This window comes from Dyadobacter sp. Leaf189 (assembly GCF_001424405.1).
Lineage (GTDB): Bacteria > Bacteroidota > Bacteroidia > Cytophagales > Spirosomataceae > Dyadobacter.
Genome location: NZ_LMPS01000006.1, coordinates 639,448 through 656,378, shown reverse-complemented (window position 1 = coordinate 656,378; position 16,931 = coordinate 639,448). Strand labels below are relative to the sequence as shown.

Genomic DNA, 16,931 nt, shown 5'->3' with positions numbered 1-16,931 from the left:
TAAGCGGAGAGCTCCTATGTAGTCTGACTAAATTTTAGGGGTTGGGCAAAAATTAAGCTGTTGTTTCTTCGATAATCTCTTCCACTTCTCTCTCCATCAAAAAACGCTCTGCGTCCAAAGCCGCCATACATCCCGTTCCTGCTGCTGTAATCGCCTGTCTGTACACATTATCCTGTGCATCTCCGCAGGCAAATACACCTTTAATATTGGTGCAGGCACTTCCTTTTACAGTTTGAATGTAGCCGGTTTCGTCCATGTGCAGATATCCTTTGAAAATATCCGTGTTAGGTTTGTGGCCGATTGCTACAAAGAAACCGGTTACGTCGAGAAGTTGCTCCTCGCCGGTCTTATTATTTTTTACCAAAACAGATTCAAGTCCTTCATCTCCATTCAGCTTCACAGTCTCTGTGTTCCACAGCACTTCGATATTTGGAAGCATTTCAACGCGTTTCTGCATGATTTTGGAAGCGCGCATTTCATCACGGCGTACCAGCAGGTATACTTTGCGGCAAAGTTTTGCAAGATAGCTTGCCTCTTCCGCAGCCGTATCGCCGGCACCTACTACTACCACATCCTGGCCCCTGAAGAAGAAACCGTCGCAAACCGCACAGGCAGATACCCCGCGGCCATTCAGCCTGTCTTCTCCTTCAATGCCCAGCCACTTCGCCGAAGCGCCTGTGGACACAATCACTGCGTCGGCAATGATTTCGTGTTTGTTATCAATGATCACTTTGTGCGGGTAGGAAGTGAAATCAACTTCCGTCGCCATTCCGTAGCGGATATCAGTTCCAAAACGTTTGGCTTGTTTTTCAAAATTGATCATCATTTCGGGGCCGGTAATTCCGTCGGGATACCCGGGGTAATTATCAACTTCCGTAGTAATGGTAAGCTGGCCGCCTGGTTGGGCGCCTTGGTATAGTACAGGATTCAATCCTGCTCTGGATGCATATATAGCGGCAGTATATCCGGCAGGGCCGGAGCCGATAATTAGGCAGGAAACTTTCTCAGATGACATGGGTGACAATAACTAGCGTATACAAAAAAACGTTACAAAATCTATTCAGGATTTCACTTGAAAAAATAAGTGTGTGGAATTGAAAAGGCCTTTGCGGCACTCGTATAGTACAACAGCGACAGATCAACAAAAGTGCGAAATTTAGCCCCGTAATGCAAGCTGTCAGAGAATGCGCCACTCAATGCGCCTGTTTTTCTGACGGTTCGCTTCCGTATCATTGGCCGCTACGGGCTTTGTTTCCCCATAACCTTTCGACAAAATCCGAGGCTGCGCAATACCCGATTTGTGCAAATACTGCTGCACAGATTGCGCACGCCGGCGCGACAATTCCATGTTTTCGCTGTCCGAACCTACATCGTCGGTGTGCCCTGAAATCTCGATTTTTACATCTTTGTTCCGGGTCAGGAAGTCTGCCATCTTGTCGAGCTCCACTTTTGATTTTTCATCCAGCTCGTATCTGCCAGTCTGGAAAAAGATGTTATTCAGGATCTCCGCCCGGTCTTTTTCTATTGCCTCCAGAGGAATTTGCAGGTCAACAAAAGATACTGAGTCGCTGACCGAGAAAGAAAGACTTTTAAACAGGTACCCCGGTTTTGAAACATAAAATGCATACTCTCCTCCTTTATTAAGCACAGCCAGGAAAGAGCCCGTACGGGCATCGGAAGTGAATGCGCCCACTTTCTCCTGCGTTTTCAGATCAAAAAGATCGATATCAGAAGCGACTGGCTGGCCCGTTTTCTTGTCGGTAACCCTGCCTTTGGCATACCTTGTAGGTACGATCATATTTTGCAGCGACTCAGGCAGGTCGAAAGTATAGATGAGCGAGCGGCCTTTTCCCTTATCGGAACTGTCGTCGGTATAATAAGCGCTCTTTCCGTCGGAAGCAATGAAAAGCCCGACCTGATCTGCAACAGTATTAATGGGATACCCGAGGTTATTCGGCGCCGCCCAGATCGTGTCTGTTTTTTGAGAAATGAAAATATCGAAACCGCCCATTCCGGCTAAGCCGTCGGATGCAAAAAAGAGGGTCCGGCCATTTGCGTGAATGAATGGCGCGTTTTCATCATCGGGCGTATTGATAGCCGGTCCGAGGTTTTTCGGGGCGCTCCACTGCTTTTTATCATTTAATGTGGTAACCCAGATATCCCTTTTCCCGATTCCTTCCTTTCGTTCGGAAGCAAAATACAGGGTGTGTCCGTCAGCGGAAAGTGATGGCTGTGATTCCCAGTCGCGGGTATTCACCTGCTCGCCGAGGTTCACGGGCGTAGTCCAGTCTTTTCCCTCCTTATGTGATATGTATAAATCGCAGCTTCCATAGCCTTCGGGCCGGTTGCAGGCTGTAAAAACGAGGGTACGACCGTCAGCTGAAACACTGCACGTTCCTTCATTATTAATGGTATTGATTGCGGGTGAAATATCTTCTGGAACATCCCAGCCACTTGCGTCGCTGCCTTTTTTGCGGTTTGTTACGTAGATATTTTCATCGCGCTCCTCGGTGAGCCCCGTAAAAATCAACGTTTCATTATCGGCTGTCAAAACGGGGAAGTACTGTGTCCTGAGGAAATTGACAGTATCGCCCATTGATTTCTTCTGGATAGCCAGCGGCTTTTTGATCGCTTCTGCGGCAAATTTGGACGAGACGATCGACTTCTCGGCCAGCCTGAACAAGCTGGATTTTGGCGGAAAAAGCTTGATCGCTTTTTCGAAATAAAACTGCGCCGAATCGTAACGCTCAGCCTGGAAATGGTACCTGCCCAGCCACTGAAATCCCGGCCCTGATTGCGGCGCGTCGGGTTTCAGCCGGGTAGCAAGCGTGTAATGCTTGCGGGTAAGATCGGCATTGCGCTGCAACTCGTAGATCTGCGCGAGCCTTAAATGGGTGTCGTAACTTTGGGGAGTTTCCTGAAGTACTTTTTCAAACAGTATAATGGCCTCGCCGAGCTGGCGCTGCTGCCACGCTTTTTGCGCCTTTTCATAATTTTCTCGTCCTTTCCGGGATAGGGTAGCCTCCTGTGCCACCACTTTGAACGATCCTGAAAAACTTAGAATAACAATTAAAAAGACGGCCCAGCGCATTACGGAATGTTCATAAACTTGTGAGTTTGTAACGACATTTTCCATTTGGGATTGTCTTTGATATAGTCAATCATCAAAGGCAGCATGATATCGTGCTTACTCCATTCCGGCTGCATCAGCAATGTGCAGTTTTCGTTGACCAGCGCGGCGTGCTCTTCTGCGAAATCGAAATCACTTTTGTTGTAAATGATCGCTTTTAGCTCGTTGGCATTCTTGTAAATATCAGGGTGCGGGGTCTTGAATTTTTTAGGTGAAAAACAAACCCAGTCCCAATGCCCCGAGAACGGGTAAACGCCCGAAGTTTCGATGTTCGTCTTAAATCCTGCTTCCTGCAATGCGCTGGTAAGTGCATCCAGGTTATACATCAAAGGTTCGCCGCCGGTAATCACGGCCAGGCGGCCGGGATATTGCAAAGCGCCTTCCACAATGGAATCGATCGGGTACTTGGGATGCGCATTTGCGTCCCAGGATTCTTTCACATCGCACCAGTGACAGCCTACTTCGCACCCGCCGAGGCGGATAAAATAAGCGGCCCGCCCACTGTGCTGCCCCTCGCCCTGTAAAGTATAAAACGCTTCCATCACCGGAAGTGCTTTTGTGTAGATTGGTAAAGTTTCGGTTAACATGCCGCAAAGATACGAAAATCGAAATTGCCGATTTCCATAATCACTCGGCGCGGCATTCGTCCGCCTGATCTTTGCCCGACCGTAGATTTAGTCACATATTTGCAGGATGGATACTGTACCAATTCACCAGCAGGAAGTTATTTGCGCGTTGGCGACCCCCTCAGGAGTAGGGGCAATTGCCGTGATCAGGGTCTCGGGAGAAGGCTCTATTTCCATTGTTAACAGCATATTTAAAGGCAAGAACCTGGAAAAGGCAGACAGCCACACAGTCCATTTCGGGACCATTTCAGACGGGATCGAGGTTATCGACGAGGTGCTGGTCACTGTCTTCAAAACACCGCGTTCATTTACAAAAGAGGATTCGGTGGAAATTTCCTGTCACGGATCTGATTACATTATCAGACAGATTCTCAAAGTACTTATATCTAAAGGTGCCCGCATTGCCAAGCCGGGCGAATTCACGCAGCGTGCATTTCTGAATGGGCAGTTTGACCTGGTACAGGCAGAAGCTGTGGCTGATCTGATCGCCGCAGATTCGCAGTCCAGTCACAAAACGGCGCTGAACCAGTTGCGCGGCGGTTTTTCCAAAAAGCTTACTTCATTAAGGTCAGAGCTGATCCATTTTGCTTCGATGATCGAACTTGAACTCGATTTCGGCGAAGAGGATGTTGAGTTTGCCCAGCGTGACGATTTAAAAAGACTGATCGACTCGCTGCAAGAGACTATTGCGCCATTGATCGAATCATTTGATGCGGGTAACGCGATCAAGGAAGGAGTGCCGGTCGCGATTATCGGCTCGCCGAATGTAGGGAAGTCTACGCTGCTGAATGCGCTGCTCAATGAAGAAAAGGCGATTGTGACCAGCATTGCCGGCACAACGCGCGACGTGATAGAGGATACCATGATCCTTGGTGGAATCAAGTTCCGGTTTATTGATACAGCCGGCATCCGCGAAACAGTTGATCTAGTGGAGTCGATCGGCATAGAGCGCTCCAAAGCTGCGATGGCGAAGGCGGATATCGTGATATTCCTTTTTGACAGTGAAGAAACTTACAACGATATCAAGGTACTTGCAGAATCGCTGCCGAAAGACAAGCAGGTGTTGTTTGTTTTGAACAAAATTGACACTGATAATGGCCAAAATGTGCGTCTGCATGCATTGGACGATGATCTTATCCCTATTTCCGCCCAAATGCAGAGCGGCCTGGCGGCATTGACCACGAAGCTCATTTCGCTGGTCCACAAACAATCCGCTGCCGACACAGTAGTCACCAACCTGCGGCACTACGAACATCTTGTAAAAACATTCGACTCACTCACGGACGTAGTTAACGGATTATCCCTGGGCGTCACCGGCGACTTCCTGGCGCAAGATATCCGCCTGGCGCTCCATCACCTGGGAGAGATTACGGGAACGATTGTGACGGATGACCTGCTTGAAAATATTTTCAGGAAATTTTGCATTGGCAAGTAGACTTAATAAAAATTTAGTAGCCAGTAAATATGAGATTGAAAAATTTGAAGTGTGTGTATGTAGTAATATTTTTCATATTGTTTTTGGCTTGTAAAAAAGAGGAATTACCAATTCCTCCAAAGGCTCTGACGCTTTCCATCGAACCTTCCGAAGTCAAACTGGCGAAGGAAGAGCCCTACGGCGAGCGCTTAAAACTTACCTTTCAAAACTATGAGTATGAGCCGGGCGAAGACCTGTCATTCGTATGGAGCAGTGAAAACCCAAGGATTGCCCGGGTAGATACAAATGGTGTCGTGTGGCCGGAAGGTGCTGGCGAGACTTACGTAATAGCAAAATTGATTAATGGCAAAGCCCAGGCGCGGTGTAAGGTAACGATTACAGATGGCTATGATTATAAATACAGGTTGGTACTAAAAGATAAGGGCACCACAGATCTAAATCTAAATAGTCCGGGAGCATTCTTATCAGCAAAAGCCATTGAGCGCAGGCGCAAACAAGATATAGAAGTGAATGAAACGGACCTTCCGATTTCCGCAGATTACCTTCGGATCATTCAGCAGGTAGGCGGAAAAATTGTCGCTAAAAGTAAATGGCTCAGTACCGTAAGTGTTCATTGCCAGGATCAGTTTTTGATTGATCAGTACAAGGCATTGCCATTTGTAAAAGAAGTCGTACTTGTGTGGGAAGGAAAAAGGTCCGAATCCTCCAGTACGGAAAAATATAAGGATATTCCCCAGGTAGGTTCGGTAGCCACTGATAACACCAATCCCTTGGATTATGGAACGGCCCGTAATAACATCAGTGTCAACAACGGTCAGTATCTCCATGACAAAGGGTACAGAGGAGCAGGTATTGATATTGCAGTTATTGATGCAGGATTCATCAATCTCAAAAATAATGCAGGTTTTAAAAGCGTAAATATTAAAGGAGCCAAATCTTTCATATTTGAAAATGATGATCCGTATAGCGTAGATAGTCACGGCGTATGGGTCACATCCTGTTTGGCTGCAAACGTTCCTGGTTATTATGTTGGCACAGCACCAGAGGCGAATTATTGGCTGCTGAGAACCGAGGATCAATCCTCGGAATACCCCATTGAAGAAGATTACTGGGTCAATGCCGCGGAATATGCAGACAGTGCAGGTGTTGATATTATCAATTCATCTCTTTATTACAGCACTGGATATACTTTCCCATCAATAGTATACAGCTTTAAAGACATGGACGGTAAGACCGCAATGGCTAGTCGAGCAGCCAATGTTGCCGCCAGTAAGGGAATATTGATCGTTAATTGCGCCGGAAATGAGCAGTCCTGGGTTGGGACTCCTGCTGATTCTCCAAACGTACTAACAGTTGGTTCTGTACATAAATCTCTGGAAGCCGACAGTTTTACATCGTATGGCATTACTGTTGATAATCGCATAAAACCTGATGTGATGGCATTAGGAGGCGGGGCCGCTGTAATGAATGTACTTGGAGAAAGCGAATTTCGCTTTGGTACTTCGTATGCAAGTCCGATCCTGTGTGGTCTGGCAGCCTGCCTATGGCAGGCCTATCCCAAACTGACCAATCTGGAACTGATCGATATTATCAGAAAATCCGGTGACCGGGCCAGTCATCCTGTGGTTCCTTATGGCTATGGTATTGCTAACATGGAAACGGCTTCGGCACTTGCCAGAGCAAGAGGAAAATGAAAGTCAGCGGTGAAAACCGGTTAATAATATAGTCAGATAATGTTTGAACTAACAAACTAAAATATCTACTTTTAATCCATCGGCAGCCACAATATTTCATATTAAAGTTTAGTATTGTATCGCAAAAGCTCGAATTAGAATACGGTCAATGATTCTCTATTGACAGCGAGGGCCTGTTTACCCCAGCCCATGTCTACTCCGCGAATCGCATAAGCGATTTAATTTCCCACTGATTGACAATTTACCGGAATTAACAACAGCAATAATATTGCGCCGATCTGTTGTTACCAAATACTTTCAAACGAAAGACAGGATTCCTATTGCCTACACAATTGCCCACCCGAAATACAAGTATCCAATAATCAACTTAAATTTTATAAACTATGTCAAAGCAACAAGTAACTCGTACTGTGCTAACGGGGAATACAGACCATCTTACCCCGGAAATGTTGAAAGAACTGCAAGAAAAGTTTCAGCTGACTGTCAAAATCCGGGGGCATGAAGATGTAGTTGATAAGATGATCGGTCAGATATCTGATGCTGCTTCGTATGACAGAACACATCCCGGTTATGACCGTTCGTACGATAAGTCACCTGGGGCGGATTTAATGGATATTCTGAAAAATAGAATCATAAATCCTGAAATTAATGTCAGAAATCTCGATCAACCCGATGCTCCGGGCGGGAACCAGTAGTGAAATATCTATTATTTATATCCGCGCATAAATAACATTTGCTTTGGAAAATGTAATTGAACCAGAAAATTATGTTTGCACCGACTTGCTGGTCAAGTTGGCAAGTCGGTGCAATATCAATTGCAGTTATTGCTATTGGTTTAAAGATCCGTCTGTTTATGATCTGCCCGCGATTATGACCGAATCAGTGGAAGAGGCTTTATGCACGCAATTAAAAGCACATATAAATACATACCATTTAAAAACATTTTTAATAGGTTTTCACGGTGGCGAACCGATGCTGTTTGGATTAAAAAGGTTCAGGCGCTTCATGAACAAGTTAAGTGAAATAGCAATCCAAACGAATTGCAGGATCAGATATTCCATCATGACCAATGGAATATTAATTACGGAAGAGTGGATTAATTTCTTTAAAGAATTTCAAATTGGTGTCGGCATAAGTTTGGACGGACCCAGGAAATTCAACGATGCAAACAGGATCGATTTCAAAGGGAATGGAACTTACGACAGGATAACCGAAAAAATCAGGCTCTTGCAAACCAATGGAATAGAGCCGGGCATTATTTCCGTGTTCTCCACTGCGCTGAATGGGATGGAAATCATCGATTTTTTTGTCGAACAAGTGGGTGTCAAACAGTTCGATGTGTTGATTCCCGATGCAACATATAGAGATACCGTTCAGCCGATTGCGGTTTTCTATAAGGATCTTTTTGATGATTGGTACGACAGCCACGCAAATTCAGGTGTCACGATCCGGATCATTTCTTCCATGGTAAAAGGTCTTCTCGGAGGGCAGAGTAATTCGATTACACTCGGACTGGGCGCGATTACTACCGTCACTATTTCCACGGACGGAAGCATCGAAGGGCTGGATGTGATGCGCGTACTAGGCAAAGGCGCGGTGACGAGCAGTCTCAATATTCAAACGGATCCCATTCAGGCTGTGCAGGGAAATGACCTGTGGAGCAAAATCCGAAGTGCGTCTCTAAATGTCAATGCAAGGTGCAAGAAGTGCGAATTTCTGAATGCATGCGGCGGCGGGCCTATCGTTTCGCGCTGGTCTGCGGAGAATGAATTTGACAATGCGAGCATCTATTGCGACGATCTTAAAGAGATATTCGGCCACGTCTGGAAGCGACTCAAAGAGGATATATACGTGTAGTATCCAGGTAACAATTTTAACCAGCTGCAAATGAAAACAGTCCGGTATTCCAAAAACATTGCCTCTTTCAACAAACCTTACCCGCACCTTACTGTGGACGGCATATTGTCGGAAGATCTTACGCGAAAAATTGTCCATTGGTTTGATACAAAGGCGGAATGGCAACCACATACTTCTTCCTTTTTCAATCAATTCGATTGCATGAACCTGAGTATGGGAAGGCTCGACGGGCTGGACGGTTTGTTCAGCCGGCCCACTGTTACTTACTTCCGAAAGCTGATCGAAAAACATATGGAAGTAGATCTTAGTGAGACAAGGATTAGCTATTGTGCACATAAATTCACGCAGGGATTGGGCGTGGGGATTCATACAGATTCTCCACATGATGGTACCGAAACACACCGTCTTATTATTCATTTGAACAGCCATTTCTCTGATCGGTTTGGTGGACATCTGGTTGTGCTAAATGAAAATAATATCGGTAATATCAATAAGATTGTAAGGCCTGTTAATAATTCGGCTTTCGCATTTGAATTGTCAGACAATTCCTTTCACGCGGTATCGGATGTTGAGGAAGGAATCAGATATTCATTGATTTATTCGTTCTGGAAAAAGGGGTTAGGTCCGGAAGTTTCCAATACCAGATTCTTGCGATCTGAATATCAATTGAAAGGGTATATCTCATTTCTAAAACAAGAAGGTGCAGATCTTGTCAACCACACAAACCGCACATTAATGGCGCATTTAATTGGCACGGCAAACATTCTCCGTAGCTGGAATGCACCACGTTACCTTTGGCTTGCAGGATTATTTCACAGCGTATATGGCACCGGCTCTTTTTCAAAGGCGTTAATCGATCCTGAGAGGCGACAAGATATTGCAGAACTAATTGGTGAGGAAGCGGAAAGGTTGGTTTATATCTTTGGTAATTTAAATACCAGTCAATTTTGTCAGGATTTGTTGGCAAATGACAATTCTTTTGATACTACACTTTTGAATGGTGAATCAATGCTGATTAATACATCAGAAGTGACTTCCATTTTAATGTTGATCCTGGCAAATGAGCTTGAACAATCTTTTCACCTGGCCGTGGATCATGCGAATATGCAACAGGCTGCTGCATTAATTGAACTGATCGCTGACAGAATACCAGCAGCGCAGTACGAGCGCATTCTCAATAGTTACAACTTCAATTATTCTCATCATGTTTTATGAAATATTCAATCGAAAATGACGAAGTGATGACCGCGATACCGATCCACGGATCGGGTACGGAGAGTCTGCATGCATTGCTCAAAGCATATTCATTAAACCACATTCTGGAAATAATTCAAAACAAATCTGACTTCAACATTTCACATCGTAACTATGATCTTTTGATCAATGTATCAGTCCATGCTACTACGGAAGAATGTGTGGAGATATTCCGGTCTGTTTTCTTTATAGCCTGGTTAAAAAGGATGAACAGAATGTTAAAGCAGCCCGAGAATGAATTAGATTCTCATTTACTATATCTGCCCGTCATTTTGATAAAATACTTACCGAAATTTCCCGGTGAAAATTATCAGTGCAAAATACCACTTGCAGATCAGTATTGTCCGATCGGGACAAGCTGGCAGGTATATACACACACCAGTTCGGACGATCTTGCCATGATCAGTGCCAACCACGACGGTTCCATTGATCTCGCAGCTGCGGATACCCGGATACATATTTCCGAAGCGTGCAAGGTGGCTGTTGTGCGGGCCGGGGGCAGCATACAGGTTGCGGAGCGCGTTTTTATCACACGTTATCACATTGAACTGCTGAACAGCTCCTTTTTCGGTGAGTTGAGCGAGCTCCGCCTTGCCGAGGAGGAACCCTCGGAAATGGACCTGGCCGATCTGGAAGCTGCATTCACCAGGTCGCTGGACCTGATCGAAGATGTGTGGCCCGAATGTATGCCCGATATCAGCCTGCTTTTCAACGGCGTACTGCCGATGTCAATGCCGTCACACCGCTGGAACAGTGCGTCGACCAACGAGCTTCCCTACATTTTGCAATTAACGGTACGCAAAGATGCGTGGCCGTTTCTGCTGGCCGAGTCTGTTATCCATGAATTATCTCATGTGAAAATGGATCTGTACAGGTCCATTGTGCCCGTTCTGCTGAGCGACTCAGCGAAGATTTACAAGCATCCTTGGCGACCCGATCTGCGGCCGATATCCGGGGTTCTGCTTGGCGCCCACGCGTTTCTGGCAGTGTTGAAATTCTACCGGCAGGCAGCGAAAATCTGGCCTGACAATGCGCCGGTACAAAATGAAATCACGATCAGGCGCGGCGAAGTACAGGTAGCCCTGCAAATACTCGAAGAACACGCCAGGTTCACGCTTGAAGGAAATGCCATTTTCGCAGGAATGATCTCCGCATTTGGAGATAACTGATCTGGGATCAATCCAAAGTGCTTTCCCGCTTACACTCGGTGTACCAGCAAACATTAAACACGATCGCTTATGTCGGAAGTTGTTTTAAATTCTTGGGAAGACCTTCAGAAAGCCGTTACCAAAATTACCATTGCACTTAATAACGACGAAAACCTGAAACTGGCAGCTGCTGTCAACCCGCTGCTGGCGCTCGCCGAACTGTGTTACCGGATCAATCCGGATATTCTGGATAAGGTGGAAGACAGGCTCCGCTTCGGCCCGGAAACGGCGGCGAAACTGGACGAACTGCGTTCAACGATTCACCGCGAGGCAGGCGGCGCATTCGATATCCGTTCGGAAAGAGACCTGAACAGGGTGCTGTTTGACGAGCTGAACATAGAAGCATTTGATCACAAAGGTTGTCCGGTCTGTGAACCGGTACGTCCCAGACGGAAAGGGGAGGCGGACGATACATTGAACACCTATGCCGGCCTGCATCCCGTGATCGGGCCGCTCCTGGCTTTCAGGGAAATAGATGCCTCTGTGGCCGCCTTCGGTGACCGGTTTGCCTACGATCAGATCCGTCAGGGAAAGTATGGCAAGGATTCCAACATTCATTTGCACATCAAGCTGAAAAAGAGAAAATCGAATTGACATGGCAGATACACATGGATTTGAATTAATTATTCAAGCTTCTCAAAGCGTTGTCGTTAAAGCCTTGAAAGGAGCCTGGAAGTCAGCCGAATGTCCGGATCAGCCCGATGATGCGGGGCGCATTCCCGAGTTTATGGATATTCCGGCGGTGGGTACGATCGGGGGTTTCCCCGTGGTGGACGGACAAGTGCAGATCCCGCAGGACGAACTCGATGCTGCTTTCGCAACGGATGTAGGCGGTGTAGAGCTGATACTGGGCATTAATGTGCAGATCGAAATCGGTGATCCGCCGGTACCTTCCGCCCGGCTGCTCGATTTTCATACAATATTGCACGCCAAGGCGCCTGTTAACACCATGCCCGGTTCGCAGAATGTAGGTATCCTGCTCGGTGATATGGTCCGTGCCAATGTGTGGGCTGTGCTGGATGCGGGGCACCCGCTGGATGCAAGTATACCTGAGCTGTTGCAGGACTATGTACATAAAGCCTACGAAGACGAGCAGATACCACATTTGATTGTTCAGAATAATGTGGCTTTTGGAGTCGGTACTTGCAGTACGACCACACAGATTTATGACGACGAGGCGAACCCTGCGCGCCAGATCCTGAATTCATTTCCTGATCCCGCTACGTTGCGTATATCCATACCCGTTTATCTGCGCATGTACGCATTCATCCCGGATAGCATCGGTCCGCTGCATATCGAAGCGCCGATGGGAATTGAAACGCGGCTGATCATCGACGCGCCTTTTGAGAAACATCCTGAAAAATACGTGGCGCGGTTTGGCGATGTGGTACTGGCCAATGTATCCGTCGGGCCGATTGCCGGTGCCGGATCGGATATAGCCGGAAACCCCAACGAAGCGAATAATTACAACACCAATAAAGCCCGGTTTTCGGCGCTGGACCTTGAAGCGGTACTGTCTGCACAGTTGCGGAGCAAAGGCGTGACGTTTGCCAACGATCTGGGAAACAGGGAAGTTGCCATTCCTTCTTCCGCTGAAATTGAGGCTACCATTGCTGATCTGTTTTTTACAGAGCTGTCATCCAGAAGCCATATTTCGATCTGGACACCGACTGCCTCAGATGACGAGTTTGAAGTAAATAGTGTCGATGTAAAAGTGTTTTCCGACTCATTGAACATCGCTCTGAACTCAGGCGAGGGGGCCGATATTGATGCGATTACGTTCTTCATTCCTGCCCCGATGGAGTTTAGTATCGCCATGAGCAAGGCTTCTCTCGAAGAAAAAATCAGCCAGGCAATTGCGGAGAACGGATTTGACAGTTTTCCCAAACGTTTCCATGAAGACGGCAAGGATGTCGATCTCAATAGCTTGAATATATCCGTGGTCAACCACGCAATTCGCCTGACGGGCTCAGTGACTGTAATTGACGCGGTGCTGGGTTCTATTGATGTGGATGCAGATTTTACAACTAATGTGGGCCTTCACTGGGAACCCAGCGGTGTCCAGAGCGCAGAAGGTTTTCAGGAGCTCAAACACCATATCATCGGAGATCCCGATGTGGATGTGGATGAGGGCATTGCTTTCTGGATCGTTGCGATCATTCTTGCGGTCATATCATTCGGTGTTGGGGGCGTTCTGATCGGCATTATCTCCATTGTTATCATTCTGGTCGTGGAGGCAATCGTAGAAAATATCGGCAGCGACTCGCTCGTAAATGGCGTTTCTGGTGCTGTGGAAGGGATTACCGCGTGGCCGCCCGAGCTTTCCAACATAGGCAGGGTGAAAGCCGTTTTCTTTGATCCTGTCGATATTTCTGACACCGGACTGGTTCTTTCGGGACAAATGGAGGTGATCAGTAGCTGTGAAACTACGGAGGTCGTTCCTGCCACCACTGCTAAGAAGTATACCGTCAACGCCGTTCAGGCAGCCGAGCTGAAAGCACTACGCATTTATCCGCAGGCTGACTATTTCTGGAACCCCGGCGACGGTAGCGCGACACAACCCGTAAAGACTATTTTTCACGCTTACGACAACAGCGGTATTTACCTGGCCAAGCATGGATTGAAGGTCAATGAATTCGGAGGGGCTCAAAGCAGGCATTTTGGTTTGGTCAGGGTAAAAAATGTTGGCCCCACTGTGGATGCCGGGCCCGATATCACAGTCAATGAAGGCGAAATCGTAACGCTGGAAGCTTACTTTGAAGACGTTGAATACCTCGATACCCACTGGTCCGTCTGGAATTTTGGCGACGATCAGCCTACCAAAAAAGGTTTTGTCGAGGAAACCAATATCAAACCAAAATCAAAGGGTGTCACCAAAATCCATCACGCCTGGTGCGATAATGGCGTGTACGCGGTGAGTGTACAGGTGATCGATAACAATGGGGGCGTGGGCACGGCAACAAAAATGGTAACCGTACTGAATGTCCCGCCGACGGTCGTAACTCCGGAGAGAATATATGCCTACACATGCAGCCCGATAACGCTGACAGGCGATTTCACAGATCCCGGCTGGTGCGACACGCACGTAGCTACCTGGCACTTCGGCGATTGTTCGGGATTGAAAATGGCAAAGGTGGAGGGAACCAACAAGCCGCCTGCTGCCAAAGGCACAGCAGTCGCTTCCCACATCTACAAACAATGCGGCAGCTTTTATGCCGAATGTGTTGTGACCGACGATGATGGTGGTGTAGGTAAATCGCAAACCATCGTGGAGGTAACAGGGATTCAGAACGGTCATTTCAATGAAGGATTTTCATATCATCCCGCAGGAAAAGTAGCCAATTGCTGGCACCCGTTCGCCTTAGCCGGAAACCCGGCCCGTTCAGCTGCGGGACAAACAGGCGAGGCGGTTTTTTATTGTGAAAAATGCCTTGTGCTCGATGGGTTAAGCTCCCAGCGAATAGTGCTGAGTGGTGGTTCGGCAGGTATTTACCAGCAAATCAAAGCCAATCCGGGCTGGGTATATCAGGTGGAAGCGAGGTATATGCTCCAAAGCGGCAGCGGGTTTGCGAGACTTGGTATCGATCCGTTCGGACAAACGGACCCGGCGTCGCCACGGGTGATCTGGTCGAAAGGGAACACAGAGCGGGCCTGGTCGCATTTGATGCAGCGGACCTGTGCGAAGGAGAACCTTATTACGGTTTTCCTCGGTCTGGAAAGTCAGGCGGACAGGCAGGCGAACGAATGTTGTTTTGACGTGGCGGACCTGATCGCGATGCAGAATATTTCCTGTGAAACGGTCGATAAGCCGGTGCCTGAAAAGAGTACCTGCGTGGATTTCAGTGATGTGAAAGAAAAGCAGGAGCTGCCTGCTGAATGGACTTACAAACGCGTCACATTCATTTCTTCCACGGGGATGGCCAACTTTATCACGTCTTCATTCCCGCCCGACCACATTCCCTGTCTGGCAATCAGGCGCGGGCTGCTGCTCAGGTTCGGGCAGCCCGTAGAGGACCTGACGCTGGAATTCAGGTACCACCGATCTATCGGCGTCGGGATTGTCGCCAGCGATAGTGAAGGCGTGCATATCTCGAAGAAAAATGAAGAACTCAATAATCCGGCTTTCGTGGTGACCGTCGAGGGGAGTAGGATTTCCCAGGTCCAGATCGTGCTGAAAGGAGAAGCCGGACTGGCAAAAGTGTGCTTTCGGAAGACCAGTTATAAGCAAGAAGAGCATCCATTTTACATTAAAACTTTGAAACAATGAACAAGGAAGAATTTCACAAACACCGGATTTTAGCCAGGTCGGTTAAAAAGGTCAATGTAGGGCAGTGGCTCAAAAACCCTAATGTCGTTGGTATGGCATTTGGTCGCAGGATCGTGAATAACCGGTTTACCGAAGATCCTGCCGTGGTCGTATATGTCATGAAAAAAGTGCCGCGGGCGTTTTTACCGCTTTCCCAGCTCTTGCCAAGACGACTTTTCATCGGCGGAGATAGTGTGCAGGTGGATGTCGTGGAAACGGGTCCTATCTACCCGCTCGCATTTACCGGGCGCGACAGGCCGGCCCCCTCGGGCATCAGCATCGGGCATTTCAACGTCACAGCAGGAACACTTGGCTGTCTGGTTACGGACAGAACGGACGGTTCGCTGTGTATCCTGAGCAATAACCACGTGCTGGCCGATGAAAATGCAGCTGCGCTCGGAGATAGTATTATCCAGCCGGGTTCTTTTGACGGCGGGGTCGTGCCTGCTGACGTGATCGCCACGCTGAAAAGATTTCAGATGATCAATGCGACGGGGAACACCATTGATGCGGCTATTGCCCAGGTGACAGACCGTGGGAATGTGATCAATGAAATGAAGAATAACCTGATGCCGGTACCCTCAGCCGACCACCCTGCAATTGGTTTGCTTTTCGCAGGAAGCTGCAACCGTACGATCATGAATCCGATTGATGATGTATTGAAAACATTGCAGATTGATTTCCTGAACGGGAATGCCGTCGCAGCAGCAGAAATCGGTATGAACGTTGAGAAAGTCGGACGGACCACCGAGTATACGAGTTCCACAATAACGGAAATAGATGCTACTGTTTCCATCGGCTACGATTTTGGCTCGGCTACTTTTGACAATCAGATCGTCACTGCATGGATGTCCGACGGAGGCGACTCCGGATCCATTGTTTGTAGAGGCGGTGAAGGTGGAAATGAAGATAAATGCAGCGATTGTAATTCTACCCAGGCTGCAAAATCGGTGCTCCGTCGTGATATTTCGGGTGACGTGGCGACTGAAAAGGTTTTCCGCGAAAAATATCTGTCCCGGACACTGACCGGCCGTTTTGCGATTGATACTTATTTTGAAAATGAAGATCAGATCCTGCAACGCGTAGATAAGCTGAGGGCAAATAGAGAGGATACCGAATATCTGCAATACCTGTATGATAAATATGCCGATCAGGCCAGAAATATGGCCTGGAACCCGGACAGCAAGGAAACGATCACATCCGAGCACCTCAATGAGGCAAGACAGGTTCTGGGAAGGATGCAGCGTTATCTCAAAGACGACGAACAGCAGGCTGCCAAACAGCTTTTCGAGATTGCGCAAAGCTTTGAAGGCAACACCGTAAGCGAGGCTCTGAGGAAACTTGACGACGAGAAAATCTTCAATGAAGTGGTTTCCATTATTTCAAAAGTGGAATCATTGAGAAGAAAAGACTGCTGACGA

The 16,931-nt window shown here is 47.6% G+C and carries 12 protein-coding genes; 9 read left to right on the top strand and 3 right to left on the bottom strand.

What is annotated here, in order from left to right; genetic code table 11:
- Positions 1 to 52: 52 nt before the first annotated feature.
- From trxB to ASG33_RS21320, 3 genes are all read right to left on the bottom strand, one after another.
- Entirely contained in the window at positions 53 to 1,015 is a 963-nt protein-coding gene (gene trxB, locus ASG33_RS21330; RefSeq protein ID WP_056290306.1) for a thioredoxin-disulfide reductase, read from the bottom strand.
- Positions 1,016 to 1,177: 162 nt separating this feature from the next.
- A complete protein-coding gene (locus ASG33_RS21325) occupies positions 1,178 to 3,136 on the bottom strand; it encodes an OmpA family protein (protein ID WP_229238772.1) in 1,959 nt (652 codons plus the stop codon).
- Positions 3,091 to 3,717 (bottom strand): 7-carboxy-7-deazaguanine synthase QueE, encoded by a 627-nt coding sequence (locus ASG33_RS21320; RefSeq protein WP_056290301.1) that lies wholly within the window; start codon positions 3,715 to 3,717, stop codon positions 3,091 to 3,093. Before ASG33_RS21320 ends, ASG33_RS21325 begins: the two co-directional genes overlap by 46 nt.
- Positions 3,718 to 3,823: 106 nt before the next feature.
- On the opposite strand from ASG33_RS21320, the gene mnmE reads away from it, so the two are divergent.
- The 9 genes from mnmE (at position 3,824) to ASG33_RS21275 (ending at position 16,928) form a co-directional block, all read left to right on the top strand.
- Entirely contained in the window at positions 3,824 to 5,191 is a 1,368-nt protein-coding gene (gene mnmE, locus ASG33_RS21315) for a tRNA uridine-5-carboxymethylaminomethyl(34) synthesis GTPase MnmE (RefSeq protein WP_056290298.1), read from the top strand.
- A gap of 29 nt (positions 5,192 to 5,220) precedes the next feature.
- Positions 5,221 to 6,885 carry a S8 family serine peptidase gene (locus ASG33_RS21310; protein WP_056290295.1) on the top strand — a complete coding sequence of 555 codons (1,665 nt, stop codon included), beginning with the start codon at positions 5,221 to 5,223 and terminating at the stop codon, positions 6,883 to 6,885.
- A 383-nt stretch (positions 6,886 to 7,268) separates the two neighbouring features.
- Positions 7,269 to 7,580 (top strand): hypothetical protein, encoded by a 312-nt coding sequence (locus ASG33_RS21305; protein WP_056290293.1) that lies wholly within the window; start codon positions 7,269 to 7,271, stop codon positions 7,578 to 7,580.
- Positions 7,581 to 7,623: 43 nt separating this feature from the next.
- Complete coding sequence (locus tag ASG33_RS21300; protein ID WP_056290290.1) at positions 7,624 to 8,742, top strand: radical SAM protein; 1,119 nt, start codon at positions 7,624 to 7,626, stop codon at positions 8,740 to 8,742.
- A gap of 30 nt (positions 8,743 to 8,772) precedes the next feature.
- Positions 8,773 to 9,957: a cyclophane-containing peptide 2OG-Fe(II) oxygenase YhhC gene (gene yhhC, locus ASG33_RS21295; RefSeq protein ID WP_056290286.1), complete on the top strand. Its 1,185-nt coding sequence runs from the start codon at positions 8,773 to 8,775 to the stop codon at positions 9,955 to 9,957.
- Positions 9,954 to 11,165 (top strand): aKG-HExxH-type peptide beta-hydroxylase, encoded by a 1,212-nt coding sequence (locus tag ASG33_RS21290; protein ID WP_056290281.1) that lies wholly within the window; start codon positions 9,954 to 9,956, stop codon positions 11,163 to 11,165. The genes yhhC and ASG33_RS21290 overlap by 4 nt, the downstream gene beginning before the upstream one ends.
- 69 nt (positions 11,166 to 11,234) lie before the next feature.
- Positions 11,235 to 11,798, top strand: a complete 564-nt coding sequence (locus ASG33_RS21285) for a hypothetical protein (protein ID WP_056290278.1) — start codon at positions 11,235 to 11,237, stop codon at positions 11,796 to 11,798.
- Position 11,799: 1 nt separating this feature from the next.
- Positions 11,800 to 15,471 carry a PKD domain-containing protein gene (locus ASG33_RS21280; RefSeq protein WP_056290275.1) on the top strand — a complete coding sequence of 1,224 codons (3,672 nt, stop codon included), beginning with the start codon at positions 11,800 to 11,802 and terminating at the stop codon, positions 15,469 to 15,471.
- The gene (locus ASG33_RS21275) at positions 15,468 to 16,928 is read left to right on the top strand and encodes a hypothetical protein (RefSeq protein WP_056290271.1); all 1,461 of its coding nucleotides are present in this window, start codon (positions 15,468 to 15,470) and stop codon (positions 16,926 to 16,928) included. The genes ASG33_RS21280 and ASG33_RS21275 overlap by 4 nt, the downstream gene beginning before the upstream one ends.
- The last annotated feature ends 3 nt before the right edge of the window (positions 16,929 to 16,931 follow it).